Annotated in this window: 21 protein-coding genes; 11 read left to right on the top strand and 10 right to left on the bottom strand. The window is 70.5% G+C overall.

Annotated features, from left to right (window positions below; translation table 11 throughout):
* Positions 1-375: 375 nt before the first annotated feature.
* Together mctP and F4562_RS03480 are read right to left on the bottom strand one after the other, a co-directional pair.
* Positions 376-1980, bottom strand: a complete 1605-nt coding sequence (gene mctP, locus F4562_RS03485) for a monocarboxylate uptake permease MctP (protein WP_184548697.1) — start codon at positions 1978-1980, stop codon at positions 376-378.
* Positions 1981-1984: 4 nt separating this feature from the next.
* The gene (locus F4562_RS03480; RefSeq protein ID WP_184548695.1) at positions 1985-2197 is read right to left on the bottom strand and encodes a DUF3311 domain-containing protein; all 213 of its coding nucleotides are present in this window, start codon (positions 2195-2197) and stop codon (positions 1985-1987) included.
* A 705-nt stretch (positions 2198-2902) separates the two neighbouring features.
* On the opposite strand from F4562_RS03480, the gene icmF reads away from it, so the two are divergent.
* The 3 genes from icmF to F4562_RS03465 all read left to right on the top strand — a co-directional run bounded on the left by icmF (position 2903) and on the right by F4562_RS03465 (position 8119).
* Positions 2903-6127 (top strand): fused isobutyryl-CoA mutase/GTPase IcmF, encoded by a 3225-nt coding sequence (gene icmF, locus F4562_RS03475; protein ID WP_184548693.1) that lies wholly within the window; start codon positions 2903-2905, stop codon positions 6125-6127.
* A 44-nt stretch (positions 6128-6171) separates the two neighbouring features.
* Positions 6172-6990: a helical backbone metal receptor gene (locus tag F4562_RS03470; RefSeq protein ID WP_221207962.1), complete on the top strand. Its 819-nt coding sequence runs from the start codon at positions 6172-6174 to the stop codon at positions 6988-6990.
* A 199-nt stretch (positions 6991-7189) separates the two neighbouring features.
* Positions 7190-8119, top strand: a complete 930-nt coding sequence (locus F4562_RS03465) for an SDR family oxidoreductase (RefSeq protein WP_184548691.1) — start codon at positions 7190-7192, stop codon at positions 8117-8119.
* 152 nt (positions 8120-8271) lie between these two features.
* Here F4562_RS03465 and F4562_RS34570 read toward each other — a convergent pair whose 3' ends face one another.
* The 3 genes from F4562_RS34570 to F4562_RS03450 all read right to left on the bottom strand — a co-directional run bounded on the left by F4562_RS34570 (position 8272) and on the right by F4562_RS03450 (position 10900).
* Positions 8272-9405, bottom strand: a complete 1134-nt coding sequence (locus F4562_RS34570) for a helix-turn-helix transcriptional regulator (RefSeq protein WP_311734299.1) — start codon at positions 9403-9405, stop codon at positions 8272-8274.
* A gap of 41 nt (positions 9406-9446) precedes the next feature.
* The gene (locus tag F4562_RS03455; protein WP_184548689.1) at positions 9447-10049 is read right to left on the bottom strand and encodes a DUF4291 domain-containing protein; all 603 of its coding nucleotides are present in this window, start codon (positions 10047-10049) and stop codon (positions 9447-9449) included.
* Positions 10050-10315: 266 nt separating this feature from the next.
* Positions 10316-10900, bottom strand: a complete 585-nt coding sequence (locus F4562_RS03450) for a hypothetical protein (protein ID WP_184548687.1) — start codon at positions 10898-10900, stop codon at positions 10316-10318.
* A 479-nt stretch (positions 10901-11379) separates the two neighbouring features.
* Here F4562_RS03450 and F4562_RS03445 point away from each other — a divergent pair, with 479 nt between their 5' ends.
* Positions 11380-13521, top strand: a complete 2142-nt coding sequence (locus tag F4562_RS03445; RefSeq protein WP_184548685.1) for an anthranilate synthase component I — start codon at positions 11380-11382, stop codon at positions 13519-13521.
* 131 nt (positions 13522-13652) lie between these two features.
* Positions 13653-13955 carry a DUF6401 family natural product biosynthesis protein gene (locus F4562_RS03440; protein ID WP_184548683.1) on the top strand — a complete coding sequence of 101 codons (303 nt, stop codon included), beginning with the start codon at positions 13653-13655 and terminating at the stop codon, positions 13953-13955.
* 191 nt (positions 13956-14146) lie between these two features.
* On the opposite strand, the gene F4562_RS03435 is transcribed toward F4562_RS03440, so the two are convergent.
* A complete protein-coding gene (locus tag F4562_RS03435) occupies positions 14147-14968 on the bottom strand; it encodes a mechanosensitive ion channel family protein (protein WP_375782507.1) in 822 nt (273 codons plus the stop codon).
* A 376-nt stretch (positions 14969-15344) separates the two neighbouring features.
* On the opposite strand from F4562_RS03435, the gene thyX reads away from it, so the two are divergent.
* On the top strand, positions 15345-16076 hold the full coding sequence (gene thyX / locus F4562_RS03430; protein ID WP_221207943.1) for an FAD-dependent thymidylate synthase: 732 nt from the start codon (positions 15345-15347) through the stop codon (positions 16074-16076).
* A gap of 111 nt (positions 16077-16187) precedes the next feature.
* Here thyX and F4562_RS03425 read toward each other — a convergent pair whose 3' ends face one another.
* The 4 genes from F4562_RS03425 to F4562_RS03410 all read right to left on the bottom strand — a co-directional run bounded on the left by F4562_RS03425 (position 16188) and on the right by F4562_RS03410 (position 20843).
* A complete protein-coding gene (locus F4562_RS03425) occupies positions 16188-17036 on the bottom strand; it encodes a sulfurtransferase (RefSeq protein ID WP_184548679.1) in 849 nt (282 codons plus the stop codon).
* A 301-nt stretch (positions 17037-17337) separates the two neighbouring features.
* Positions 17338-18453, bottom strand: coding sequence for a globin domain-containing protein (locus tag F4562_RS03420; protein ID WP_184548677.1), 1116 nt, complete (start codon positions 18451-18453; stop codon positions 17338-17340).
* Between the two features lie 524 nt (positions 18454-18977).
* Entirely contained in the window at positions 18978-20159 is a 1182-nt protein-coding gene (locus tag F4562_RS03415; RefSeq protein ID WP_184548675.1) for an acyl-CoA dehydrogenase family protein, read from the bottom strand.
* A 72-nt stretch (positions 20160-20231) separates the two neighbouring features.
* A complete protein-coding gene (locus F4562_RS03410) occupies positions 20232-20843 on the bottom strand; it encodes a class I SAM-dependent methyltransferase (protein ID WP_184548673.1) in 612 nt (203 codons plus the stop codon).
* 340 nt (positions 20844-21183) lie between these two features.
* Here F4562_RS03410 and F4562_RS03405 point away from each other — a divergent pair, with 340 nt between their 5' ends.
* The 5 genes from F4562_RS03405 (at position 21184) to ftsR (ending at position 26443) form a co-directional block, all read left to right on the top strand.
* Entirely contained in the window at positions 21184-21603 is a 420-nt protein-coding gene (locus F4562_RS03405; RefSeq protein WP_184548671.1) for a hypothetical protein, read from the top strand.
* A gap of 290 nt (positions 21604-21893) precedes the next feature.
* Positions 21894-22490 carry a cardiolipin synthase ClsA gene (gene clsA, locus F4562_RS03400; RefSeq protein ID WP_184548669.1) on the top strand — a complete coding sequence of 199 codons (597 nt, stop codon included), beginning with the start codon at positions 21894-21896 and terminating at the stop codon, positions 22488-22490.
* A 3-nt stretch (positions 22491-22493) separates the two neighbouring features.
* Positions 22494-24995: a mannose-1-phosphate guanyltransferase gene (locus tag F4562_RS03395; protein WP_184548668.1), complete on the top strand. Its 2502-nt coding sequence runs from the start codon at positions 22494-22496 to the stop codon at positions 24993-24995.
* Positions 24996-25250: 255 nt separating this feature from the next.
* Positions 25251-25766 carry a double zinc ribbon and FHA domain-containing protein gene (locus F4562_RS03390; RefSeq protein ID WP_184548666.1) on the top strand — a complete coding sequence of 172 codons (516 nt, stop codon included), beginning with the start codon at positions 25251-25253 and terminating at the stop codon, positions 25764-25766.
* Positions 25766-26443, top strand: coding sequence for a transcriptional regulator FtsR (gene ftsR / locus F4562_RS03385; protein ID WP_184548664.1), 678 nt, complete (start codon positions 25766-25768; stop codon positions 26441-26443). Before F4562_RS03390 ends, ftsR begins: the two co-directional genes overlap by 1 nt.
* Positions 26444-26454 lie beyond the last annotated feature (11 nt).

The following is a 26454-nucleotide window of genomic DNA, read 5'->3' as shown; positions in this document are numbered from 1 at the left end:
TTCGCGCGTGTGCGTGTGCGTGTGCGGGGGGCCGGCCGGGATGGTGGGGGGCCCTTCTTTTTTGGTTGTATGGGGTTCCGGGGGGTTTGCGGGCCCCCCTTTTTTTGTGTGTCAGGGGGTCCGGGGGCGGGCCCCCTTTTTTTGTGCGGGTGCGGGTGCGGGTGCGGGAGGGGCGGCCTGGGGGGTGGGGGCCGGGGAGCGGGGCCCTCTTTGTGCGTGGTGCCGGCCGAGCTGGTGCGGGCCCCCTTTTTTTGGCATGTACAGGGGTGGGGGTTCCGAGAGGGGGCCCCTTTTTTTGTGCTGTGCCGCTGATGCAGCCGCCCCGCCTCGCTCGGGGCGGGTGCATCAGGCGGCGCCGAGAATGCCTGACCGGATTCAGGGTGTGGTGAGGTCGAGGTCCCTGATCCGGGGGTCGCCCTCGTCCGCGAAGTAGTGGTCAGGCCGGGTGGCGTCGTCACCGTCGGCCAGTTCGGCGGTGCGGGCGATGACCGTGCCGATCGCGGCGACGGCCAGGTTGACCGCGAGAGCGAGAACGCCCGCGTAGATCGTTGTCTTGGTGTCCAGCCCCAGTTTCTCCAGCGGGAACGCCGACCCGGCGAAGTGGAGCTTGCCGATGGCGGGGTTGCCGATGTTGTAGAGCAGGAGCATGCCGGCGGTCATGCCTGCGACCCAGCCGGCGATCAGGCCGCCGCGGTGGAACCAGCGGGTGTAGAGACCGAGTGCCACGGCGGGGAGCGTCTGCAGGATGATGACACCGCCGATGAGCTGCAGGTCGATGGAGAAGCCCGTGTCCAGGAACAGGATGCACAGCACCGCACCGACCTTGACGAGCAGCGATACGATCTTGGAAATGCGGGCTTCGTCCGCGTCGCTCGCGTTCGGCTTCAGATACTCCTTGTAGATGTTTCGGGTGAACAGGTTCGCCGCCGCGATGGACATGATGGCCGCCGGGACCAGCGCCCCGATGCCGATCGCGGCGTAGGCGATGCCGGTGAACCAGTCGGGGAACATCTGGTCGAACAGCTGCGGCACGATCGTGTTGTTGTCGGGCTTGCCCTCGGTGACGATCGGCTTCACTCCGGCGGCGATGGCCATGTAGCCGAGCAGCGCGATCAGGCCGAGCAGCAGGCTGTAGGCCGGAAGCGCGGACATGTTCCGCTTGATCACGTCCCGGTTCCGGGAGGCCAGTACGCCGGTGATGCTGTGCGGGTAGAGGAACAGCGCCAGGGCGGAGCCCAATGCCAGCGTGACGTACTGGAGCTGGTTGTTCCCGTTGAGCAGGATGCCGTCCCCGGGGGCCGGTGTGGCATCGAACTTGGCCTGGGCCGCGTCGAAGATGGAGCCCCAGCCACCCAGCCGGGCCGGGATCGCGATGATCGCGACCAGGATCACGATGTAGATCAGCGTGTCCTTGACGAACGCGATCAGCGCCGGGGCACGCAGGCCGGACTGGTAGGTGTACGCGGCCAGGATCGCGAAGGCGATGACGATCGGCAGGTGGCCGGTCACGCCCATCGACTTCAGTACCGCCTCGATGCCGACCAGTTGGAGCGCGATGTAGGGCATCGTCGCCACGATCCCGGTGATCGCGACCAGCAACGCCATCGTGGGCGAGTCGAACCGGGCCCGGACGAAGTCGGCGGGGGTCACGAAGCCGTGCACGTGTGAGACGGACCAGAGGCGGATCAGCACCAGGAACACGATCGGGTAGACGACGATGGTGTACGGCACCGCGAAGAATCCCGTGGCACCCGCACCCCAGAGGAGGGCGGGCACGGCTACGAAGGTGTAGGCGGTGTACAGGTCGCCCCCGACCAGGAACCAGGTGACCCACGAGCCGAAACTCCGACCCCCGAGGCCCCATTCGTCCAGGCTGGCCAGGTTCTCCGGCCGTCGCCAGCGCGCGGCCACGAAACCCATGCCGCTGACGAGCAGGAAGAGCGCGGTGAAGATGATGATCTCAGTCAGGTGCTCGTTCATCCGGTCACCGCCGCCGTTTGGTCATCTGGTAGACGATTGTGGTGCATGCGACACCGATGGCGATGAAGGCGAGCTGGAGCCAGTAGAAGAGCGGGAACCCCAGAAGGCGAGGTTCATCTGAATTGTAAAGAAATGGAATTAAAGGTAGGATGATCGGCACGATAAGCAGCCAATTCCATGGGCTGTGATCGCTCCGGTCGCCGTTTGGAGTGGTCAACGCGGTCTCCTCGTGCTGGAGAGGGGACAACCGGGCAGGATCATCCCCTTCGGCTGACCGGCAGCGTAGTTTCGCAGGCGGTTCTCTCAGGTCACAGCGCGCCGAACGAGACGGTTGACGCGCTGAGCGGTAGATGGAGCGGGGATATCGGCGTCACAAGCCCCATCGGGGAGGTCGTGACCTTCGAGGCCGCTTTTCGGCGCCGTATTCCTGCCGATCGTCGAATTCCTGGTGCAATGTTCTTGACATCTTTTCATTCGTCTTGCAAAGGCGCTGCCAAGCGGATGTCGGAACCCGCTTTGCCTCGGAGTCCGCCCGGCGGCCAAGCGCGTGGCCCCGGTGGGCACCTGCGGGCCGGCCGACTGTCTGGAAAGGCGGACGACCGTGAGGCGGTGTTCGGTGCGTATGAGGGCTCGCATGTGTCCCTTCGTCGAGGCGGACCAAGTCCTCTTATCGCGGCGGACCAGTTCCTCGCCGCCGGGGATCCCAGCGGGTTCCGCCGGGAAGGAGCCCCTCGCGCGGGCTGAGATCGCGATCTCGCCCGAGAACGCGGTCTCAGCCCGAGAATGCGATCTCATTGGACGGCCGGTGGCCGCTCGTCGCGCGGCCGGGCGGCGCCGGACCGGGTACCGCACCGCCCTGGTAATTTATTAGGACGTCCTAGTAAATTGACGGACAGCTTCTCGTGGCCGTAGGAGGTCTCTGGTGCACGTTCCTGTCCATCCGGTCCGAGTCGTCACGGCGGCGGCCCTGTTCGACGGCCATGACGCGGCCATCAACATCATGCGCCGGATCCTGCAGTCACAGGGTGCCGAGGTGATCCACCTGGGTCACAACCGGTCGGTCGACGAGATCGTCACCGCGGCGATCCAGGAGGACGTCCAGGGGGTGGCGGTCAGCTCCTACCAGGGCGGGCACGTGGAGTTCTTCACGTACCTGGTGGACCTGCTGCGCGAGCGCGGCGCGGGACACGTGAAGGTCTACGGCGGAGGCGGCGGCGTGATCGTCGCCGAGGAGATCGACCGGCTGCACGCCCACGGGGTCGCGGGGATCTTCTCACCCGAGGACGGGCAGCGGCTCGGCCTGGCCGGGATGATCAACAAGGTCGTCGAGGCGTGCGACGTGGACCTGACCGCCGGGGAGCCGCCAGCGGTGGCCGGGGTGGTCGCGGGTGACCAGCGATCCCTGGCCCGGGCGATCACGTTGCTGGAGACCGGGGCTGCGCCGGACGGATGGCTGGCGCAGGTGCGGGACGCCGCGGCCGCGCGCCGGGTGCCGGTGCTGGGCGTCACCGGAACCGGAGGGTCGGGCAAGTCCTCGCTCACCGACGAGCTGCTGCGACGCATCCGGATCGACACCGAGGACAAGCTGCGGGTGGCGGTGATCGCCGTCGACCCGACCCGGCGCAGGGGCGGCGGAGCGCTGCTCGGTGACCGGATCCGGATGAACAGTCTCGCCGGGGGTGAGGTCTACTTCCGTTCGCTGGCCACCCGCGGCGCCCAGGAACTGCCCGAGCACCTGGATGACGTGATCGCGGCGTGCAAGGCGGCGGGTCACGACCTGGTGATCGTCGAGACGCCGGGCATCGGTCAGGGCGACGCGGCGATCGTCCCGTTCGCGGACGTGTCGCTGTACGTGATGACCCCGGAGTTCGGCGCCGCGTCGCAGCTTGAGAAGATCGACATGCTCGACTTCGCGGATGTGGTGGCGATCAACAAGTACGAACGCCGCGGCGCGGAGGACGCGCTGCGCGACGTGCGCCGCCAGCTGGTGCGCAACCGGGAGGCGTTCGGGGTGGCGCCCGAGAAGATGCCGGTGTACGGCACGATCGCCTCGCGTTTCAACGACGACGGGGTGACCGCGCTCTACCAGCGGCTGCGGTCCCTGCTCCGCGAGCACGGGCTGCCGGCCGCACCGGCCGTCCTGCCCGAGGTCACCGGGATGACCTCCACGGTCTCCGCCGGTGTCGTGCCGCCGTCCCGGAACCGCTACCTGGCCGAGATCGCCGAGACCGTGCGCGGCTACCACGCCCACACCGCGCGTCAGGCCGAGACCGCGCGCCGGCGGCAGCGCCTGGCCGAGGCCCGGGAACTGGTGGCCGGGGAGGAGGCCGACACCTCCGCCCTCGACCGGCTGGCCGAGCGGGCGGAGGCGGAACTCGACGCGGAGAGCCGGGAGCTGCTGGCCGACTGGTCCGTCACCGCGGACGCCTACCGGGCCGACGAGCTCGTGGTGCGCATCCGCGACCGGGAGATCCGCACCCCGCTGTGGCGGGAGACCCTGTCGGGCAACCGGATCCCTCGCGTCGCGCTGCCGCGATACACCGACCACGGCGACCTGCTGCGCTTCCTGCGCTCGGAGAACCTGCCGGGCCGTTTCCCGTTCACCGCCGGGGTGTTCCCGTTCAAACGCGACGACGAGGACCCGACCCGGATGTTCGCCGGGGAGGGCGACCCCTTCCGCACCAACCGGCGCTTCAAGCTGCTGTCGGAGGGCCAGCCGGCGACCCGGCTGTCGACCGCGTTCGACTCGGTGACGCTGTACGGCCACGACCCCGACCCGCGCCCGGACATCTACGGCAAGGTCGGCACCTCCGGGGTGTCGATCGCCACGCTGGACGACATGAAGGCGCTGTACGACGGGTTCGACCTGTCGGCGCCGAACACCTCGGTCTCCATGACGATCAACGGACCCGCGCCGACGATCCTGGCGTTCTTCCTCAACGCCGCGATCGACCAGGCCTTCGGCCGGTTCCGTGACGAGCACGGCCGGGAGCCGTCCGAGACCGAGGCCGCGGACCTGCGTGCCAGGACCCTGGCGACCGTGCGCGGCACGGTTCAGGCCGACATCCTCAAGGAGGACCAGGGGCAGAACACCTGCATCTTCTCCACCGAGTTCTCGCTGCGGATGATGGCCGACATCCAGGAGTGGTTCATCGCCCAGCGGGTGCGCAACTTCTACTCGGTGTCGATCTCCGGTTACCACATCGCCGAGGCCGGGGCCAACCCGATCAGCCAGCTGGCCTTCACCCTGGCCAACGGCTTCACCTACGTGGAGGCGTACCTGGCGCGTGGCATGAAGATCGACGATTTCGCCCCCAACCTGTCGTTCTTCTTCTCCAACGGCATGGACCCCGAGTACGCGGTGCTGGGCAGGGTCGCGCGCCGGATCTGGGCGGTGGCCATGCGCGAGCGCTACGGGGCCGGCGAGCGGGCACAGAAGCTGAAGTACCACATCCAGACCTCGGGCCGGTCGCTGCACGCCCAGGAGATGGACTTCAACGACATCCGCACCACCCTGCAAGCGCTGATCGCGATCTACGACAACTGCAACAGCCTGCACACCAACGCCTTCGACGAGGCCGTCACCACCCCGTCGGCCGACTCGGTGCGCCGGGCGATGGCGATCCAGCTCATCATCAACCGCGAGTGGGGTCTGGCCAAGAACGACAACCCGCTGCAGGGGGCGTTCGTCGTCGACGAGCTCACCGACCTGGTTGAGGAGGCCGTGCTGGCCGAGTTCGAGCGCATCTCCGACCGGGGCGGGGTGCTGGGGGCGATGGAGACCGGCTACCAGCGCGGGAAGATCCAGGACGAGTCGATGCTGTACGAGACGCGCAAGCACGACGGCTCGCTTCCGATCATCGGTGTCAACACCTTCCGCAACCCGCGCGGCGCCGAACCGGAGCGCGCGAAGCTGGAGCTGGCCCGCGGCACCGAGGAGGAGAAGCAGTCCCAGCTGCGGAGGCTGCACGAGTTCCACCGGGCGCACGCCGACCGGGCCCCGGCGGCGCTGGCGCGGCTGCGCCAGGCGGCGATGTCGCAGGAGAACGCCTTCGAGGCGCTGATGGACGCCGCCCGGGTCTGCTCGCTCGGCCAGATCACCGACGCGCTGTTCGAGATCGGCGGACAGTACCGCCGCAACGTGTGAGACGCGGGCGGAGCACGGGCATGCGGGACGACACCGGTGCGGAGATGCGGGGCGGTGCCTACGCGGAGGTGCGGCGGGGCGGCACCAGTGTGGAGGCCGTCCCACGGGACGACACCGGGGCGGCCGTGGACGTTCCCCCGGCCGTGCGCCGGGTCGTCTCGCTCGTGCCCTCCCTCACCGAGACCGTCGCGGCGACCGCACCCGCTCTGCTCGTGGGAGCCACCGACTGGTGCAGCCACCCCCCGGGTCTCGACGTGACCAGGGTCCGCGGCACCAAGAACCCGGACCTGGAGCGGATCGGGTCCCTGCGTCCCGATGTCGTGCTCGCCAACTTCGAGGAGAACCGGGAGCCCGACATCGAGGCGCTGCGCGCCGCCGGCGTCCCGGTGTGGGTGACGGTGATTCGCACCGTCGACGAGGCACTGGCCTCGTTGCACCGCGTCCTCACCGAGGCGTGCCGGGTGCCCCGGCCGGGCTGGCTGGACGACGCCGCCTCCGCCTGGCGTCAGGTCGCCCCGGGGCGTCGCCGCCGGGCGGTCGTCCCGGTCTGGCGGCGGCCGTGGATGGTCGTCGGCCGCGACACCTTCACCGGTGACGTGCTGGCCAGGCTGGGGGTGGACAACCTCTACGGCGGTCATCCGGAGCGCTATCCGAAAGTCCCGCTCGACCGTCTGGTCGCCGCCGGGCCCGACCTCGTCGTACTACCTGACGAGCCGTACCGCTTCACCGCCGGCGACGGCCCGGAGTCCTTCCCCGGCGTCGAGGCCGCGCTGGTCAGCGGACGCCATCTGACCTGGTACGGCCCCTCGCTGGTCGAGGCTCCCGCCGTGCTGTCCGCCCAGCTGGGCCGCGCGGCCGGATAGCCCTGCGGGGGCGGCCACGGAAGGCACCGACGGAAGGCCTCTACGGAAGGCCTCTACGGAAGGCGCCGCCCGCCGTGGAAGGCGTCGTCCAAAGGCGTCGTCCAGATGCCGTCCACGGCGGGCGGCGCCTTCCACGGGCCGTCCGGTCATCCGGGAAAACATGACATGAGATGTCCTCTTTCCGGGTCACGCTGGTCGCATGAACACGACTGCCGGGAACACGGCACTGAAGGGAAAGGTCGCCCTGGTCGCCGGGGCGACGAGGGGAACCGGGCGGGGAATCGCGGTCGAGCTGGGCGCCGCGGGCGCCACCGTCTACTGCACCGGCCGGACCACCCGGGAGCGGCGCTCGGAGATGAACCGGCCGGAGACCATCGAGGAGACGGCCGAGCTCGTGACACGCGCCGGCGGGGAGGGCATCGCGGTCCGGGTGGACCACCTGGAGCCCGAGCAGGTCCGAGCCCTGGTGGAGCGGATCCGGTGCGAGCGGGGCAGACTCGACCTGCTCGTCAACGACATCTGGGGCGGCGACCCGCTCGCGGCGTGGGACACCCCGATCTGGAAGCACCCGCTGGACGATGGCCTACGCCTGCTCCGGCTGGCGGTCGACACCCACCTGATCACCAGCCACCACGCGCTGCCGCTGCTGACCGAGAACCCCGGGGGCATGGTGGTGGAGGTGACCGACGGCACCGCCGAGTACAACGCCGCCAACTACCGGGTCTCGCTCTTCTACGACCTGGCCAAGGTCTCGGTCAGCCGCCTGGCGTTCAGTCAGGCCCACGAGCTGCGTCCGCACGGCTGCGGAGCCGTCGCGCTGACCCCGGGCTGGCTCCGCTCGGAGATGATGCTGGAGCACTACGGCGTCACCGAGGAGAACTGGCGCGACGCCCTCGTCGGGGAGCCGCACTTCGTGATCTCCGAGACGCCCGCCTTCGCCGGCCGCGCGGTCGCGGCCCTGGCCGCCGACGACGACCGGCTCCGCTGGTCCGGCCAGACCCTCTCCAGCGGGCAACTCGCCAAGGTGTACGGCTTCACCGACGTCGACGGCAGCCGGCCGGACGCCTGGCGTTACCTCGACGAGGTCCAGAGCAGGGGTCTGCACGCCGACGCCACCGGTTACCGCTGACGCTCTCGTCCGCGGAGAGGCCGGCGGCCCGTCCGCGAAGGTGCCGATGCGTCGTTCGCGAGGGCGTCCCCGTCCGCGGAGAGGCCGATGCTCCGCCCACGAGGGCGTCTCCCTCCACGCGGGCCCCTCGGCGCGGGTGAGGTGGCACGCCGTCAACCGGAGCCGTAGAGGTCCCGCATGCGGGCCGCGGCCTCGGCCATGAGGGTGCGGAGGCCGTCCGGGGCGACGACCTCCGCCTCCGGGCCGAAGCGGAGAAGCTGACCGTAGGCCACCTCCGGCGACTCGACGGGAATGGCGAACGTGGCCCACCCCCGCTCGTCGGGCTCGCTCGCGGAGGCCAGAGCGTCGTCGAGGGCGGCGGGATCGGTGACGGCGGGGAGCAGACGGCGACCGGCCGGGCTGAGCCGTACGGTGACGCGCATGGTGAGCAGGGACCGGGCGAACTGGGCGGCACGCTCGCTCCAGAACGCGGCCAGGTCGAACGAACCGTCCCGGTCGAAACGCCGGCCGGTGTGGATCTCGACCTCGCCGAAGCGGTCGACCCGGTAGATCGCGGACCGGGTCGCCAGGTACCAGACGCCCGCTTTGAGCACGAGCCCGTAGGGTTCCAGCTCCCGCCTGACCGCTTCGACCGGCTCGTCCGCCCGGCTGGATCTTCGCGACCGATCCGGCTCGTCCGCCCGGCCGGGTTCCCGCCTGCGGTCCGACTCCACCGCGCCGTCCGAGCCGCCTGGACCGTCCGCGCCGTCCGCGCCGTCCGAGCCGCCCGAACTGTCCCGATCGGGCCGCCTGGACCGGTCGGGCCGGTGGTAGCGGGCGGTGACGGGGTGGTCGCCCCACACGGCCCTGGCGAGCGGGGCCAGAGCCGGCGGGGGCGGTCGCTCGCTCGCGAACCAACCGGGAGCGTCCAGGTGGAAGCGCTGCGCGGCGGTCGCCGGGGCGTCCCGCAGGCCGGGGGAGAGGGCGGCCGAGGCCTTCAGCCGGGCCGTGGCCGCCACCTCGCCCAGCCCCATCTCCTGTAGCGCCTCCGGAACGCCGGACAGGAACAACGCCTCGGCCTCGGCACGGTCGAGCCCGGTGAGGCGGGTGCGGTAGCCCTCCAGCAGCCGGTATCCTCCGCCCCGGCCGCGGTCGGCGTAGACCGGCACGCCCGCCTCCGACAGGGCCAGCACGTCCCGGTGGACGGTCCGCTCGGAGACCTCCAGTTCCCGGGCGAGCTCAGCCGCGGTCATCCCGCCCCTCGCCTGGAGCAGCAGCACCAACGACATCAACCTGGCCGCACGCACCCCTCGACCTTAGGGGCTGTTGCGAAAGGACTCGTAGTGTCTCAGGCGCGGGCAACCCGTCCCTCGCCAGTCGGTCGTCGCCTACCCGGGGAAAGGAGGCTTTTCAGCGTCCGCGGCAGTGGATACACCCGCTCTGCGGGGAACAACCGCTGGGCTTTGGTAGCGTGCCCGGTTTGTGTCAATACCGCGGCCTTGCGGACCTGGGGGGTGAGGTCGGTGAGGCTGACGATCCAGTCGTCGGTGAATGTGCGGATCAGATTGCGGCCGATGCCGACCTGGATGCTGTAGTGGTTCAGTGCCGCTCCGCGCAATGAGCGTTCCGGGTCCCACTGGACATGTACGGCTGCCTGGGTCACAGCTGCCGGATCCGCGGTCGTGAGCACGGCCTGGGACAGAGCTTCCTCCCAGCCCTGCCGGGTTATCCGCACTGCGAGAACGCGCTCTTGACCAGGTTTGCGGGCCCAGTTACTGCGATGCATGAGCCACAGGAATGAGGGCTTGATCCATGTCATCCTGTGGAATGAGAACGGCGCAACGAAGCGGCCCGCTCGCAGTGCTGCGTCGGCTATGGCAGGCGCGTATGCCTGGTAGACCACGATCGTGTCAGCATCGTAGTCTGCGCGAATCTGGTACTGGGGTGCCATGCGTTGCACCCTGTCATCCGGTGCACTCGCATCGCGAAGCCTTTTCCCCGCCCTCGGCCGGAGCGAACGCGCTGGTCATAGCCACTCGTTGATGGCTGCTACGAGGACGGTCGCCTCGTAGGGGCCGAGAGCTTGTCGTATCTGGTGGCCACGGCATGGTGCCTTTTGAGGCGGTTGATGCCGCCGAGGCCGTACCGGCGGCCGACCGGGCTTCTTGTTCTTTGACAACAGCGGCCCCAGCATGATCACGATCTATGGCTGAAGTACTACGGAGAACGCACGCTGGACACGTCCTCACCGTCACATGTGTCACCGCGGGCCTTGATGGCGGTGAGCCGGGCAGACCACTCGCGTTCGGCGATGACGAGGCCGCCCTCCAGCGTCTCGACGAGCACCGTCCGGCTCACCGACACCACCATCGGCTCACGCCGGGCCTCGGTGCCCCAGGCGCCACCGCCTCCATCGCGTACCCGACAGGCGAGGTGCACCCGATCCCCGTCAGGGAACGCGAACGCTGTCACCTCGTCGGTGCACTCCCCCCACTCCAGGAACACACACCGTGCGAGTGCCGTCTCGGCCTCAGGTGAGGCCCCGGTACCGGTGTCGTCGTACATCCAGCTCTCGGCAATGCGGAAGGACTCAGTCGGCGAGGTGAACCCCACCGGCGGCGCAGTCGGCGTGCGAAAGCGGCTGAGCTCGTCCTTGAGCTTCTTGATCAGTAGTGGTGGATAGAACGCGTTGTCCCACGTGTTCACATGGAGCCCTCCGACGAAGACGTCGACGCACAGCAGCCCCGGGTCCTGTTCGACGTGGAACTCCAAACCGAATCCGGTCCGCGACCCGAACAACATGGCGACCCCCTCGGCCCTGGCGCGACACCCATCACGGCCCAACCCTATTGATCCACTTTCGATACACGGCCCAGTCGCGTCCGTCTCGCCGCGCGGGAAGGGCCGGAAGGCGGGAGGAAGGCGGGAGGAAGGGAGAAGGGAGGCGGGGGATGGGAGAGGGGAGAAGGGAGGCGGGGGATGGGAGAGGGGAGACGGGCGGAAAGGAGACGGTCCGCGAAAAGAGCGTACGGTCCGCACGCGACCCCGCCGGGGTGGACCGGAGCGGGCATGACAGTCCCGGGACCGGTCCCGTTGCATGATCGCGGCTCTCGCCGGTAGTCTGACCGCATGCGATACCCCGTTACCCTTCAGTGGTGGCGCCGCTTCTAGGCGGCGCAGGTTTCGCATTCGCGAGCAGACAAGACGGCCGCCCGGGGAGGTGGCCTTTTCCGCGTCCGCCCCCTCTGGCGTCAGGAAAATCAAAAAGGGGCGATACTGCAGTGGAGACGAGCCGATATACCACCGCCGGCGGCATCGGGGTGGAGGTCACCACCTCCGACGTTCCCGAGACGGTGCTTGAGGACGTCGTCACGACGCTCGGCGAGCGCCGTGGGGGAGTGCTCTCCTCCGGGATGGAGTATCCCGGCCGCTACAGCAGATGGCATCTCGCCTACGTCGACCCCTGCCTGGAGATCGTGGCCAGGGGGCGTCGCATCGCCGCCCGCGCGCTGAACGCGCGGGGCAGGGTGGTGCTGCCCGCCATCGCCTCCTGCCTGCTGGCGGCGGGCAAGCCGACCGGGGAGCCGACGGCCGACCACGTCGAGGTCCACGTGGCCGAGTCCGAGGACATCCTCCCCGAGGAGATGCGCAGCCGCCGTCCCACGGTCTTCACCGCGATCCGTGAGGTCATCGCGGCGTTCAAGGGCGAGAACGAGCACCTGGGGCTCTACGGCTCCTTCGGCTACGACCTGGCCTTCCAGTTCGAGCCGATCAGGCAGGCCCTGCCGCGGGCCGCGGACCAGCGCGACCTCGTGCTGCACCTGCCCGACCGGGTGATGGTCATCGACCGGAAGCGGGAGACCAGCAAGGAGTTCCGCTACGAGTTCACCGTCGACGGCGTCTCCACCCACGGACTGCCGCGCGAGGGCGAGAGCGTGCCCCTGCCTCCGGCGCCGGCCGAGATCCCGGCCGACCCGGAGAAGGGTGCGTACGCCCAGGTGGTGGCCGCGGCCAAGGAGAAGTTCGTCCGCGGAGACCTCTTCGAGGTCGTCCCGGGCCAGGTCTTCCACGCTCCCTGCACCGACCCGGCCGGTTTCTACCGGCGCCTGCGGCAGGTCAACCCGGCGCCGTACGAGTTCCTGTTCAACCTCGGCGAGGGTGAGCACCTGGTCGGCGCCTCCCCGGAGATGTACGTCCGGGTCAGCGGCGACCGTGTCGAGACCTGCCCCATCTCCGGCACCATCGCCCGCGGCAGCACCCCGGTCGAGGACGCCGAGGCCATCCGGACCCTCCTGTCCAGCGTCAAGGAGGAGTCGGAGCTGACCATGTGCACCGACGTCGACCGCAACGACAAGTCGCGCATCTGCGTACCCGGCTCGGTTCAGGTCATCGGGCGACGCCAGATCGAGATGTACTCGCGGCTCATCCACACCGTCGACCACATCGAGGGCCGGCTCCGTCCCGGGTTCGACGCGCTCGACGCCTTCCTCACCCACATGTGGGCCGTCACCGTCACCGGTGCCCCCAAGACCTGGGCGATGCAGTTCATCGAGGATCACGAGGCCACCACCAGGCGCTGGTACGGCGGCGCGGTCGGCTACATCGGCTTCGACGGCTCGATGAACACCGGCCTGACCCTGCGCACGGCCCAGATCCGCGGCGGCGTCGCCACCGTCAGGGCCGGGGCGACGCTGCTGTTCGACTCCGACCCCGGGGCCGAGGAGCGCGAGACCGAGCTCAAGGCCAGTGCCCTGCTCGGCGCGCTCGCCTCGGTCGGCGTGCAGACGGCTGAACCGGTCGGTGTCGCGACGTCGCAGAGCGGGCCCGGCGACGGCATGAAGGTGCTGCTCGTCGACCACGAGGACTCCTTCGTCAACACCCTCGCCGACTACTTCCGCCAGCAGGGCGCCGAGGTCGTGACACTCAGGCACGGCTTCCCGATCGCGATGATCGACGAGATCGCGCCGTCGCTCGTGGTGCTGTCACCCGGCCCCGGCTGGCCGTCCGATTTCGGGCTGCCGGCTCTGGTCGAGGCGCTCTATGCCCGGAACCTGCCGGTCTTCGGCGTCTGCCTCGGCCTGCAGGGCATGGTCGAGCAGGCGGGCGGCACGCTGGAGCTGTTGTCCTACCCGGAGCACGGCAAGCGCGGCCGGGTCCGGCGGCTGGGCGACAGTGCCCTCCTCGACGGACTGCCGGAGGAGTTCACCGCCGCCCGCTACCACTCGCTCCACGCCAAGGAGCCGGGTGTCGTCGGCTTCGCCGCCACCGCGGTCACCCCGGACGGCGCGGTGATGGCGATCGAGGATGTGGACCGACGCCGTTTCGCCGTGCAGTTCCACCCCGAGTCGATCCTCACCGCCGAAGGCGGCGCCGGAGCGAGGATCATCTCCAACGTTCTCCGGCTCTGCCGCGTCCCGGCGTAGGGAGCCGGTGCTCCGGTCCCCGGGCGGGGAAGCGGTGCGGCGGATCCGGTGAAGACCTCCTCGCGGTGTGAAGCACTTCCGGGACGCCTTATCGTGACTGCCGTACCGGAAACACTTCTCGGGGGACGGCTGTGTCTGATCATCTCTGGCCTGCGCGGATTCGCTCGGAGTTCGCGCAGTGGGTGCTGGATCTGCGTGCCCACCACCCCGGGGTGGTGGCCTCGCTCGACCAGCACGTGGCCGAGGTCAGGCACGCGATCTCCTCACTCGGTGAGAAGGTCGGGCCGGTGTCGCTACTGGGCTATCTGATCGGGTTCTGGGACGGCGCCCACGAGGTCGGGTGGCGGCCCCCGCAGCCGGGACAGCCGCTGGACTTCGTGTCGCTGCGGCTGAGCGCCGTGTGCCTGATGCTGGAGCCGGTTCCCGTCCGCTGAGCCGTGCGCACGACACGCGTCCGGCCTGACCGCGTCCGGCCTGACCGTGTGCGGACGCGCCGCACGCGGTGCGGGGCACGTATGGTCGCCCGCGCGCGGTGAGGGGCGTCCACCGCGGCGGGCGCCCCTCGGTATGAGCCCGCGGTCACGGTTCCCCACGCCGGACCTCGTGCCCGAATCCGGAGGTGTTCTCACATGGGCGGAGGCGGCGGGGCCTCTCCGGGCCGCTGCTGCGCGCCGGGAGCGGTGCGTACGCCCTCGGCGGGCGGTGTGGTCTCCGGCCGGGTGGCGCCGGGGGCCCCGGCGGCCATCGCGTCCGTGCGTCCGCGGTCGTAGGCGGCCGCCTGGGTGCGGATGAGGCCGGTTTCCGCCTCGGCGCGGTCCAGCCAGCGTTCCCAGCGCTGCTGCATCGGCCGGATCATGCCGCCGCCGATTCCGATGACGAGGATGCCGGACAGGGTTGCCAGGAACGCGATCAGCACCGGTGTGGTGACCGTGGTGGCCACGTCGATCTGGTTGAGGGCGGCGATGACGCCCAGGCCGATGATGAACACCGCGGCGAGGGTGGCCAGGGTGCGACCGTAGGAGAGGCCGCCCAGGGCGCCTCCGACGATGTCCCTGACGGCGCTGGCGATGGCGGCGGCGATGACGATGATGATGATCGCCACAGCGGCTCTGGGCAGCCACGCCACCACGCCGCCGAGCAGGTCGCTGACGGGGTTGGGTCCGAAGACCGAGAAGGCGATCTGCAGTGTGATCAGCAGGACCGCGTAGTAGATGAGTTTGGCGATGAGATCCGAGGCGTCGTAGCGGCTGCGTGCCAGGGCACGGCCGACCCCGCCGCGCTCGACCAGCCGGTCGAAGCCGACTCGCTCCAGGATGGCGTTGACCGCCTTCATCAGAGCTTTGGCGACCAGCCAGCCCACGAACAGGATGACCAGGAACGCGACGAATCTGGGGACGAAGGTGACGATCGACGCCCACGCGTCGGCCAGACCCCTTCCGAAATCGATAGGAGCGGCCATGATGGCAGCCCTCCTCTTCTGATGTACGGCATCCATCCCCTTTGGGATAGTTTGTCGGCCTATCCGGCTAACTGTGCTATCTGTCTCATACCCGAATTGCAGTCGAATGCATACGCAGAGCACCGAAGGCCGATCGCGGGCCGCTGGGCAGCCGCCTCACACGGGGGGACGCTTCCCGCCCGAGGCTCGTCGTCCGTCGTCCCGTCATCCGCGGCCTGTCGAGTTCCGGGGCCGCGAGCTGTGGACCCGCCCTCCGAGGACCGTGACCCGCAGGCCGTGGGCGTGGGCGGTCGGGCACCGCGCCGGCGTCCGGCCGGACGGTCTACGATATGGCGCGACCGAGGGTGCGACGAGGGGGGACCGGGTGACGGACGACGGGGCCGAGATGCGTTTTCTGGACGACGTGACGGTGGAGCTGGTCAAGCACAGCGCCTCCGACACCGACGTGCTGTGGGCGGCGCGTGTCTCGACCGCGGGGGAGCAGTCCCTGGAGGAGGTCGGCACGGACCCCGAACGGTCCAAGGGGCTGATCAACTTCCTGATGCGCGACCGGCACGGCAGTCCTTTCGAGCACAACTCGATGACCTTCTTCGTCTCCGCGCCGATCTTCGTCTTCCGGGAGTTCCACCGTCACCGGGTCGGCTGGTCCTACAACGAGGAGAGCGGGCGCTACCGGGAGCTCCGTCCGGACTTCTACGTCCCCGGCACGGAGCGCAAGCTGGTTCAGCAGGGGCGCCCCGGCAAGTATGTCTTCGTCGAGGGCAGCCCGGAGCAGCACAAGGTCGTCACCGAGGTGATGGAGGCGTCCTACCGGCAGTCGTACGCGGCCTACCAGGAGATGCTGGAGGCCGGGATCGCCCGCGAGGTGGCCAGGGCGGTGCTGCCCGTCGGCCTGTTCTCCTCGATGTACGCCACCTGCAACGCCCGGTCGCTGATGCACTTCCTCTCCCTGCGCACCAAGAGCGAGCAGGCCAGGGTGCCGTCGTTCCCGCAGCGTGAGATCGAGATGGTGGCCGAGAAGATGGAGGCCGCCTGGGCCCGGCTGATGCCTCTCACCCACGCGGCCTTCGTGGCCTCCGGCCGGGTGGCCCCCTGAGAGCGCCGCCGGCCTGAGGGGCTGGGACAGTCCGGGGACGGCTGACGGGCATGGCGGCCCTCGTCCGCAGGCCGGCCCGGCACCGCCCGGGAGCCGTCCGAGGGGGCACCGTCACATGCCGGAGCCGGCATCCCGGGATCGGCCCGCCGTCTCGGGTACCAGCGGCCGGCCGCCGGAGACCCATTCCGTGATCGATCCGTCGTACACCCGCACCCCGGTGACCCCGGCCGAGCGCAGCGTGAGCCACACGGCCGGGGCGGAGATCGCCGCACCGCAGTAGGCGATGGCCGGTGTGCCGGTGCCGATCCCGGCCGCGGCGGCGGCCGCCCTGACCTGGGACGACGGAAGCCGTAGCCCCGAGGGGGCGAGGAGCGCGCGCATCGGCAGCCTCCTCGCCCCCGGGATGAGCCGCGGCTCCTCCGCCCAGCTGGAGTCGCGGCGGCAGTCGACGACGGGCAGACCGGCCGCCAGGTGCGCGAGCAGGTCGTCCAGGCCGGCGATGAGGGGCCCCGGCCGGTCGAGGAGCGGTGGGCGGCTCCCCACGGGCGGCGGGGGGACCGGCCCCGTCTCCACGGGGCCGCCCGATCGCAGCCAGGCGGGCCACCCGCCGTCGAGACGGAACGCCCGCTCGAAGCCGTGAGCCCGCAGCAGCCACACCAGCCGTGCCGCGGTGAACTGGTGGTTGTCGTCGTAGGCGACCACGGTGGTGCCCTCGTCGACGCCGAGGTCGGCGAGAGCGGCGGCGAGCGACGCCGGATCGGCGGCCCGGCCGGCCGGCTGAGGGTCCGGTGCCCGGGTGGAGTCGAAGCCGAGGTGGACGGCGCCGGGTACGCGCGCCCGTCGGTGCAGATCCCGTCCGGCCGGGCCGTCGCCGACGGGCCACCGTGTGTCGACGATCCGGACCGACGGTGCGCCGATCAGCCCGGCCAGCTCCTCGCATGATACGAGTAACCTCTCCACGTCGCCCCTCGCGGTCGTGGCCCCGGTCGCACCGCGGGCCGCACTGATCCCGGGAAGAAGGCTAGGCCACGTCGCGGGGGGAGGTCGAGCGGTCGCCGCGCGGGGGCCGCCGGGCCGAGGAGCCCGCCGGGTGACCCCGGACCCCGGTCGGGTGACCCGGCACGCCACGCAGGGCTCGATCGGTTCCGGACACCGGTCGGGTGACCCGGCACGCCGGTCAGGGCCCGGTCGGTTCCGGACGCCGGTCGGGCGAGTCGGGCCCCGGGCGTGACCGGCCGCGGGCGACCGGTTCCGACGCCGCTCAGGACTCGCCGTGGGCGACGTCCCGGTGGATGTGCGCCGCAGGCATCCCGCTCCGCCGGAGTCTGCGGACCGCGTCGTCGACCATCGCGGCCGGCCCGCAGATGTAGGCGTCGTGCCCGGCCCACGAGTGGAACCGCTCCATGACCTCGGTGACCCGGCCGCGCACGCCGTCGTAGTCCGGCTGGTCGGAGACGACGGGCACCACCCGCAGCCACGGGAAGGACGACTGCATGCGGATCAGGTCGGCCAGGTCGTACAGGTCACGGGCCCGGCGCGCGCCGTACAGCAGGTGGATGCCGGGACGCCGGCCCGAGCCGATCACGTGCTCCACGATGGCCTTGATCGGGGCCAGCCCGGTGCCGCCCGCCACGCACAGGATGTCGCGTGCGGAGTCGGCCGGGGTCATGGTGCCGACCGCGGGGCCGAGCATCACGGTGTCCCCGATCCGGGTGTGCTCCACCAGGGAGGTGGAGACCCATCCGCCGGGGACCGCGCGGACGTGCAGGCGGATGACCCTGTCGCCGCGCGGCGCGTTCGCGATGGAGAAGGTGCGCCACACGCGCGGCCAGCGGGCCGTCTGCACGGTGACGTACTGACCGGGCAGGTACGGCAGGTCGCGGTCGGTCCGGAGGGTGATCACCGCGATGTCCGGGGTGCGGCGTTCGTGGTCGACCACCTCCGCCAGCCACCAGGCGGGCGAGACGCCCGAGTCGGCCTCGGCCGACTCGATCATGATGTTGGCCGCGGCGGTGTACGCGGTCACCCACGCGGCCTCCGTCTCGGTGTCCCAGACCTCGGCGGCGAAGCGCCGGACCGTGGCCAGGAGCGCGTTGCCGATCGCGGTGTAGTGCTCGGCGACCACGCCGTACTTGCGGTGGTCACGGCCGAGCTGGCCGAGGAACGCGGACAGGCCCCCCGGGCTGTCCACGCTCCACACGATCCGGGTCAGCGCACGGAACAGGCGGTCGCGCTGGACGTCCATCGCCGGCGGGAACATTCCCCGCAGGTGCGGGTTCTCGGCGAACAGCCGCCCGTAGAAGTATGCCGCCGCCTTGTCCGCGACAGGCTCGATGACGGCGAAGCTTTCCTTGACGAGATGCGGATTCAATGACATCGAACGAACCCACCCTAATTGATCGGATCAGAATCCGATCACGCAGATCCACCTCCCTGACGGCTCCGGGTGACGAGTGACCAGAGGCCCCGGCCCGACTGATCTCTCGTTACGGAGTCTTCCACCACCGTGAAGGCGCCACCCGCGTTTCCCGGCAACACGGTGCGAAGTAAAACTCTGTGTAATTGGACGATTATTAAGGGTGACGTCTCCGGCCTTTCTTCGGTGGTGTGGCGGGAAGGAATCATGTTTTATTCTCGGCCCGATTCACCGGCCACGGGTTCTCCGCCGTCCCCGGGGGCGATGATCCCCCTCCGGATGGCGTCTCGCATTTCCGGCAAGAAGCCTTCTGGGCTTGGAAGCGGGATATAGATGGAATGGAAGGTATTCTTCGGAAATTTCTGGAAGGCCGGGCGGTACCGCCTGGAACGGCTGGTACCGCCTCGTGAAGTGCCGGCCCCGCGAAGTGCCGGCTCCGGGGCCGCTTCGGCCCGTCCCGGAACCACGCCGGGCCCGTCCCGGTTTCAGAAGCTCCTGGGCAGCCCGAGCACCTGGGTGGCGAGATGGTTCAGCAGGAGCTCCTCGGTGACCGGGGCGACCCTGCCGATGCGGGCGTCGGCCAGCAGCCGGGCCACCGGGTACTCCAGTGAGTAAGCCATCCCGCCGTGCGTCTGGAAGGCGTGGTCGGCCGCCTCCCAGGCCGCCTGGGAGGCGGCCAGCTTGGCGATGTTGGCCTCGGTGCCGCACGGTTCCCGCCGGTCGAACAGCCACGCGGCCTTGTACAGCATCAGCCTGGCCAGCTCGATCCTGGCCTTGACCTGGGCCAGGGGGAAGGCGATGGCCTGGTTGGCCCCGATCGGGCGGCCGAAGACCTCACGCTCCTTGGCGTACCGCACGGCCACCCGCAGTGCGACCTCGGCGCAGCCGAGGGAGGAGGCGGCCAGCAGAATGCGCTCGGGGTTGAGGATGTCCCACAGCACCGCCGAGCCCCGGTCGACCTCGCCGACCACGTTGGCCGCCGGAACCCGGAGGTCGTCCAGGAAGACCATGTTGGACGGGGTGGTGTTGGCGCCCATCTTCGGGATCGGGCGGAAGGAGAGCCGTCCGGCCGCGACCGCCTCGGGGACGTTCACCAGCAGGACCGTCAGGCCGTTGGTGCGCGGGACGGCCTCGGCGGCCGGAACGGTACGGGTGACCAGGAGCATCCAGGTGGCGCGCTGCACGCCGGTGATCCAGATCTTCTGGCCGTTGACCACGAACTCGTCGCCGTCGCGGCGGGCGAAGGTGGAGATGCCCAGGGCGTTGGAACCGGCGTCCGGCTCCGTCAGCGCGAAGCAGGTCTCCAGCTCACCGGTGGCGAGCCTGGGCAGCAGCTCGTCGCGCTGCCACGGGCTGCCGTGCCTGGCCAGGGTCAGGGCGCCGAAGCCGGGGGTGAGCACGTAGGTGAACGCCGAGCCGCTGGCGGACCCGGACGCCGACAGGGTCTCGGTGGCCACCGCGAGCTCCAGCAGGCCCTGGCCGCCCCCGCCGTACTCCTCGGGAACCGCCAGGCCGAGCCAGCCGCCCTTGGCCAGCTCCGCCCACACCTCCTCCGGCCAGCGTTTCTCGCTCTCGCACCGCTGCCAGTAGTCGAGGTCGTAGCGCGCGCAGATGCCGGCGACGCCGCGCTGGACGGCCAGCGCGCTCTCCGGGAGGGTGAAGTCCACCGTGATCAGCTCCGTTCCGGTTGCGTGCGCAATGCTAGAACGAAGTTCGGTTCGTCTCCACCCCCGGGAGGGTCAGTCCGTGCCCGCGCCGCTTCCCCCGCGGGGCCTGCGCGCGTGGTAGACGAACGCCGGCGGCAGGTTGCCCCACACCGTCCGGCCGACGACGACCTCCTCGAAGGTCGACAGGAGACGGCTGCGGAAACGCCGGGCGGGGGGCAGGCGCTTGGCGAAGCTGTAGGCGAAGGTCGTGAAGGCCGTGTGCGGGCCCATGATCGCGGTGACCGCGTCGAGCAGGCGGGTCTGCGTCTCGTCGGAGAAGGCGGCCCAGGGGAGACCGCTGACCACCGCGTCGGCCCGTTCGAGACCGCGCTCCCGCAGCAGCTCCGGCAGTTTGGCCGCGTCGCCGACCACCACGTCCACCCCCGGGTTCCGCGCCGCGAGGAACCCGGCCAGTTCGGGGTTGATCTCGACCGCCATGTGGTGCCCCCGGCCGCCCAGCCTGCGCTGGATCTCCGCGGTGAACGCGCCCGTGCCGGGGCCGAGCTCGACGATCACCGGGTCGCCCCGGTGCGGGATCGGTGAGGCGACCTCCTCGGCGAGCCGCCGCGAACTCGGCGCCACCGCTCCGACGGTCCCCGGGGACCGGATCCACTGCCGCAGGAAGAGCGCGGTGTCGTTGGTCATGCTGTGAAGAGTAAGGGGTCCGCCGGGCCCGTGGTTCAGTCAAAAGGATGATCTTCGACCGTCCTGACGGATGACCTCGCCGGGTGGCCCGGCGGCGGCCCGCCCGGACGCCTCCCGGCGCATCGGCCGCCGCGCCGTTCGCCACCCGGTCCGTGTCACGGCCCGTCACCCGCCCCGTCACGCGGCCCGCCACCCGGTCCACCGGGCCGGTCCCTCACGCGCTCCGCCGCGTTGTCCGCCACGCGACGGATCGGGAGGTCACCCCCCAGGCTGACGACCCGGGGCGTACCCCGCGGCCACGATGTGTCCCGGACCTGTCACCGGAGGAAGGACGCATCTCATGCGGGAGGCCGTCTCCCCGGCGGGCCCGGCCCGGGACCGTCCCGTCCCCGGCGGCCTGCTGTACTGCCTGCGCATCCTGACCGTGGCGCAGGCGGTCGGCCTCGTCGCCGCGGCCTCGTTCTCCGGTCACGCCGCGCAGGGTGCCGGAGCGCCGGTCGGGGCCGACGCCATGGCCGGGACGGCGGTCCACCTGATCGCGCTGCTGCAGGTCGGCGCCGCCGTGCTGGTCTGGCGGCCCGGACGGGGCGCCGGCTGGCCGGCGGCGGCCAGCGCCGGCCTGTTCCTGGCCGGCACGGGCCGGCACCCGGGCTGGGAGACGCTCGGCATCCGTCTGCCCGGCGACCTGATCCTGTTCGGGCTGAGCATGGTCGTGCTCGTCTGGGCCTGGTCGCCCGGGGCCGCCGTGCGACGCTCCTGAACCCGCGGGCGCCCGCCGCACGGCCTTCGGGCGGGGAAGCGGCGGCGGGACGCCCGCGAACGGGGAGGTGCCCGGTTCAGGCGGCTCCCCGTCCCACCGGCGCCATCGCGGGCACGCGGTGGCGCCGCCTGCCTTCTCCGTCCCTCCCCGCGGAGCTCCGTCCCTCCCCGCGGAGCTCCGTCCCTCCCCGCCGGGCCCGCCGTGCCACCCGGGATTCCGGGGACGCGGTACGGTTCACCGGCGCTTGGCGCAGGTAGGGTCGGCATCAGACACGGGAGGGAGATACACCGGTGAATCCGGAAGCATCGGGAGCCGAGCACCGAATCTGGACGGTTCCCAACGCGCTGAGCCTGGCCAGGCTCCTGGGCGTGCCGGTCTTCCTGTGGCTGGTGCTGGGGCCGAAGGCCGACGGGTGGGCCGTCGCGTTGCTGATGCTGGCAGGGTTCTCCGACTGGCTCGACGGGAAGATCGCCCGTGCGTGGAACCAGACGAGCAGGCTCGGCCGCCTGCTGGATCCGCTGGCCGACCGCCTGTACATCCTGGCCACCCTGTTCGGTCTCGCCATGCGCGAGATCATCCCCTGGTGGCTGGCGCTGGCCGTCCCGCTGCGCGACGTGATGCTGCTGGGCATCCCCGTCATCCTGCGCCGTCTCGGTTACGGCCCCGCCCTGCCCGTGCACTTCCTGGGCAAGGCGGCCACCGCCAACCTGCTCTACGCCTTCCCTCTGCTCTTCCTCGCCCACCACGCCGCCTGGTACGCCGACCCGGCCCGGATCGTCGGCTGGTCGCTCGCCATCTGGGGCACCGGCCTGTACTGGTGGTCCGGGGTCCTGTATTGGGTACAGGTGCGTCAGCTCGTAAGCGGGGCCAAACGCCTGAAGAGGTGATCTGTGAAGGCCGTCGTGATGGCGGGCGGGGAGGGGACACGGCTCCGGCCGATGACCGCGAACCAGCCCAAGCCTCTGCTGCCCGTGCTCAACCGTCCGGTCATGGAGCACGTGCTGCGCCTGCTGAAACGGCACGGCTTCACCGAGACCGTGGTCACGGTGCAGTTCCTGGCCGCCCTGGTGCGCAACTACTTCGGCGACGGCGACGAGCTCGGCATGAGCCTGCACTACGCCACCGAGGACACGCCGCTCGGCACCGCGGGCAGTGTCAAGAACGCCGCCGACAAGCTCCGCGACGACCGTTTCCTGGTCATCTCCGGCGATGCGCTGACCGACATCGACCTGACCGAGATGATCCGCTTCCACCGCGAGAACGACGCGATGGTCACCATCGGGCTCAAGCGCGTCCCCAACCCGCTGGAGTTCGGCATCGTCATCGCCGACGACCACGGCCGGGTGGAGCGTTTCCTGGAGAAGCCCACCTGGGGCCAGGTCTTCTCCGACACCGTCAACACCGGTATCTACGTGATGGAGCCCGAGGTCCTCGACGAGATCGCCGTCGGCGGGTCCGCCGACTGGTCGGGCGACGTCTTCCCGGAGCTGCTGCGGCGCGGTGCCCCCCTGTACGGCTACGTCGCCGACGGCTACTGGGAGGACGTCGGCACCCACGAGAGCTACCTCAAGGCCCAGGCCGACGTGCTGTCCGGCCGGGTCAAGATCGACGTCGACGCCTTCGAGGTCTCCCCCGGCGTCTGGGTGGCCGAGGGCGCCTCGCTCGACCCCGACGCCGTCCTGAAGGGCCCCCTCTACATCGGCGACTACTCCAAGGTGGAGGCGGGGGCCGAGCTGCGCGAGTACACCGTGCTGGGCAGCAACGCGGTGGTCAGGGCGGGCGCCTTCCTGCACCGCGCGGTCGTCCACGACAACGTCTACGTCGGCCCCGGTGCCCACCTGCGCGGCTGCGTGATCGGCAAGAACACCGACCTGATGACCGCAGCCAGGGTCGAGGAGGGCGCCGTCGTCGGCGATGAGTGCATCATCGAGGCCGAGGCCTACATCTCCTCCGGAGTCAAGATCTATCCGTTCAAGACCATCGAGGCCGGGGCGGTGATCAACACCAGTGTCATCTGGGAGCCGCGCGCTCAGCGCAGCCTGTTCGGTCCCCGCGGGGTCAGCGGCCTGGTCAACGTGGAGATCACCCCCGAGCTGTGCGTCCGGCTGGCCAGCGCCTACGCCACCACCCTGAAGAAGGGTGCCTCGGTCATCACCTCCCGCGACTCCTCCCGGGCGGCACGGGCGCTGAAACGGGCCGTGATCAGTGCCCTCAACGCCGGCGCCATCAACGTGATCGACCTGGAGGCGTCCCCGCTGCCCGTGGCGCGCTTCCACACCGCCCGGGAGAACGCCGTCGGCGGCATCGCCCTGCGCACCACCCCCGGCGACCCGCAGAGCGTCGACATCGTCTTCATGGACGAGCACGGCGCCGACCTCTCCCCGCCGGCCCAGCGCAAGCTCGACCGGGTCTTCTCCCGGCAGGAGTTCCGCCGGGCCTTCCCCGGCGAGATCGCCGAGCTCAGCTTCCCCGCCAGGGCGGTGGAGGACTACACGCGCGAGCTGCTGCGCCTGATCGACATCAGCGGCGTACGCGACGCCGACATGAAGGTCGTGGTCGACTGCGCCGGCGGCACCTCCTCACTGGTGCTGCCCAGCCTGCTGGGCCGGGTGGGCGTGGACGTGCTCACCGTCAACAACCGCCTGGACGACGCCTCGCCCACCGAGACCCTCGCCGAGCGCCGCCGTGACCTGCAGCGCCTGTCGGAGCTCGTCAGCTCCGCGCGGGCCGCCTTCGGGGTCCGCTTCGACCCGGTGGGGGAGCGGGTCGCGCTGGTGGACGAGAAGGGCCAGCTGATCAGTGAGGAACGCGCACTGCTGGTGGTGCTGGACCTGATCGCGGCGGAACGTCAGGGCGGCCGGGTGGCGCTGCCGGTCACGACCACCCGGGTGGCCGAGCAGGTCTGCAGGTTCCACGGCGTGCACGCCGAGTGGACGTCGACCGGGATCGACGCGCTCACCGCCGCGGTCAGAGGGCACGACATGATATTCGCGGCCGACGGGCGCGGCGGTTTCATCGTGCCCGAGTTCGGGCCCACGGTGGACGGCCTGGCGGTCTTCCTGCGCCTGCTGGGCCTGGTGGCCAGGACCCGCCTGTCGCTCAGCCAGATCGACGCCAGGATCCCCGAGGCCAGGCTCCTGCGCCGTACCGTGCCGACCCCTTGGGCGGCCAAGGGTGCGGTGATGCGCTCGGTCATCGAGGCGGCCGAGAGCTACCGCATCGACACCACCGACGGGGTCAGGGTCGTCGCCGAGGACGGCGGCTGGGCCCTGGTGCTCCCCGACCCGGCCGAGGCCGTCACCCACCTGTGGGCCGAGGGGGCCGACGTCGACTCGGCACAGGCCATGATCGAGCACTGGGCGCGGGTCGTCGAGGAGGCCGCCGGCGGCTGACCGCTTCCGCCGCGCCGGGAGCCGGTCATCCGATGCGACAAACACCGCGCGGCACCATGGACCGTGGACACCGCCTCCCTGTAGTTTGGTCAGCGACCGTACCCGTGGTTGAGCGTTAGCCTTGACTTTTTTGTTTCATCGCTGTATGTTGCGGCATTCGCAGTCTGAGAAAATCCCTTGAGAAGCGAAGAAGCGAGGCGCGCGCATCACCGAGCACCGTTGCCGCGTCTTCGCGGTAGGAGGCCGAGCCGATCGATGCCGAGCGTCTACTGCACGCAGTGCGGTCATGCCAACCCTGAGGATGCCCGTTTCTGCTCGCGATGCGGGTCGCCGCTGACCAGGTTCGCCGACACACCCGGAGACAGCACCTCGACCATCTCCCTGTCCGGGATCGAGGCATATGAGGCGGAGACCGGGGAGACGCTTCTCGCCGAGCGGCAGGCCGTCGAGCAGCTGCTCCCCGGCACCGCGCTGCTGGTCGCCATGCGCGGTCCGAACGCGGGCAGCCGGTTCCTGCTCGACAGCGACCTGACCACCGTGGGGCGCCACCCCGACAGCGACATCTTCCTCGACGACATCACCGTCTCGCGTCGTCACGTGGAGTTCTACCGGCGCGGTGGCGGGGTGTTCACCGTGCGCGACGTCGGCAGCCTCAACGGCACGTACGTCAACCGCGAGCGGATCGAGGAGGTCCCGCTCTACGGCGGCGACGAGGTGCAGATCGGCAAGTTCCGCCTGGTCTTCCTCACCCGCGGCGCCGCGGGAGGATGATGAGCTCGCAGGCCGCCCGTGCGCACATGAGCATCGGGGAGGTGCTCGCCCTCCTGCAGGGCGAGTTCCCCGACGTCAGCATCTCCAAGATTCGCTTCCTGGAGGGCGAGGGCTTGATAGTGCCGGAGCGCAGTCCCTCCGGTTACCGCAAGTTCACCTACGCCGACGTCGAGCGGTTGCGTTACATCCTGCGGGAACAGCGCGACCGGTACCTGCCGCTTCGCGTGATCAAGGACCGCCTCGAGGAGGCCGACCGCGAGCAGCGGCCGGTCGACCGGCCGCGGGCACTTCCCAGCGACCCGCCTCCCGAGGTGCGTCTGAGCCGGGAAGAACTGCTGGCCGCGGCGGAGATCGACGAGGAGACCCTCGCCGAGCTCGAAGACTACGGGCTGCTGGCCGCGGTGGCCCGCCACTACGACGCCGAGGCGCTGGCCGTGGCCCGCAGCGTCGGGGCCCTGGCCCCCTTCGGCCTGCGCGCCCGCCATCTGAGAGCGGTCAAGGCCGCCGCCGAGCGCGAGGCCGGTCTGGTGGAGCAGGCGGTGGCCCCGCTGCTCCGGCGCCGGGGGCCCGGCGCGATCGACCGGGCCGACGAGACGGCGCGGGAGATCTCCGGCCTGCTGCTGGAATTGCACGCCTCCCTGGTACGTTCCGGCGTTCGTGAGGCCCTGGGCCGGTGAGAGCCTGACCA

It is taken from the genome of Streptosporangium becharense, assembly GCF_014204985.1.
Lineage (GTDB): Bacteria > Actinomycetota > Actinomycetes > Streptosporangiales > Streptosporangiaceae > Streptosporangium > Streptosporangium becharense.
The sequence above is the reverse complement of the archived record's forward strand: the minus strand, read 5'-3'. Positions and strand labels throughout refer to the sequence as shown.

Bases quoted from the DNA above. Each gene is read 5' to 3' on its own strand.
- F4562_RS03410 (WP_184548673.1), bottom strand. From the start codon at position 20,843: ATGACCAACGACACCGCGCTCTTCCTGCGGCAGTGGATCCGGTCCCCG.
- F4562_RS03465 (WP_184548691.1), top strand. From the start codon at position 7,190: ATGAACACGACTGCCGGGAACACGGCACTGAAGGGAAAGGTCGCCCTG.
- F4562_RS03390 (WP_184548666.1), top strand. From the start codon at position 25,251: ATGCCGAGCGTCTACTGCACGCAGTGCGGTCATGCCAACCCTGAGGAT.
- ftsR (WP_184548664.1), top strand. From the start codon at position 25,766: ATGAGCTCGCAGGCCGCCCGTGCGCACATGAGCATCGGGGAGGTGCTC.
- F4562_RS03420 (WP_184548677.1), bottom strand. From the start codon at position 18,453: ATGTCATTGAATCCGCATCTCGTCAAGGAAAGCTTCGCCGTCATCGAG.
- F4562_RS03405 (WP_184548671.1), top strand. From the start codon at position 21,184: ATGCGGGAGGCCGTCTCCCCGGCGGGCCCGGCCCGGGACCGTCCCGTC.
- F4562_RS03470 (WP_221207962.1), top strand. From the start codon at position 6,172: ATGCGGGGCGGTGCCTACGCGGAGGTGCGGCGGGGCGGCACCAGTGTG.
- F4562_RS03450 (WP_184548687.1), bottom strand. From the start codon at position 10,900: ATGTTGTTCGGGTCGCGGACCGGATTCGGTTTGGAGTTCCACGTCGAA.
- F4562_RS03455 (WP_184548689.1), bottom strand. From the start codon at position 10,049: ATGGCACCCCAGTACCAGATTCGCGCAGACTACGATGCTGACACGATC.
- mctP (WP_184548697.1), bottom strand. From the start codon at position 1,980: ATGAACGAGCACCTGACTGAGATCATCATCTTCACCGCGCTCTTCCTG.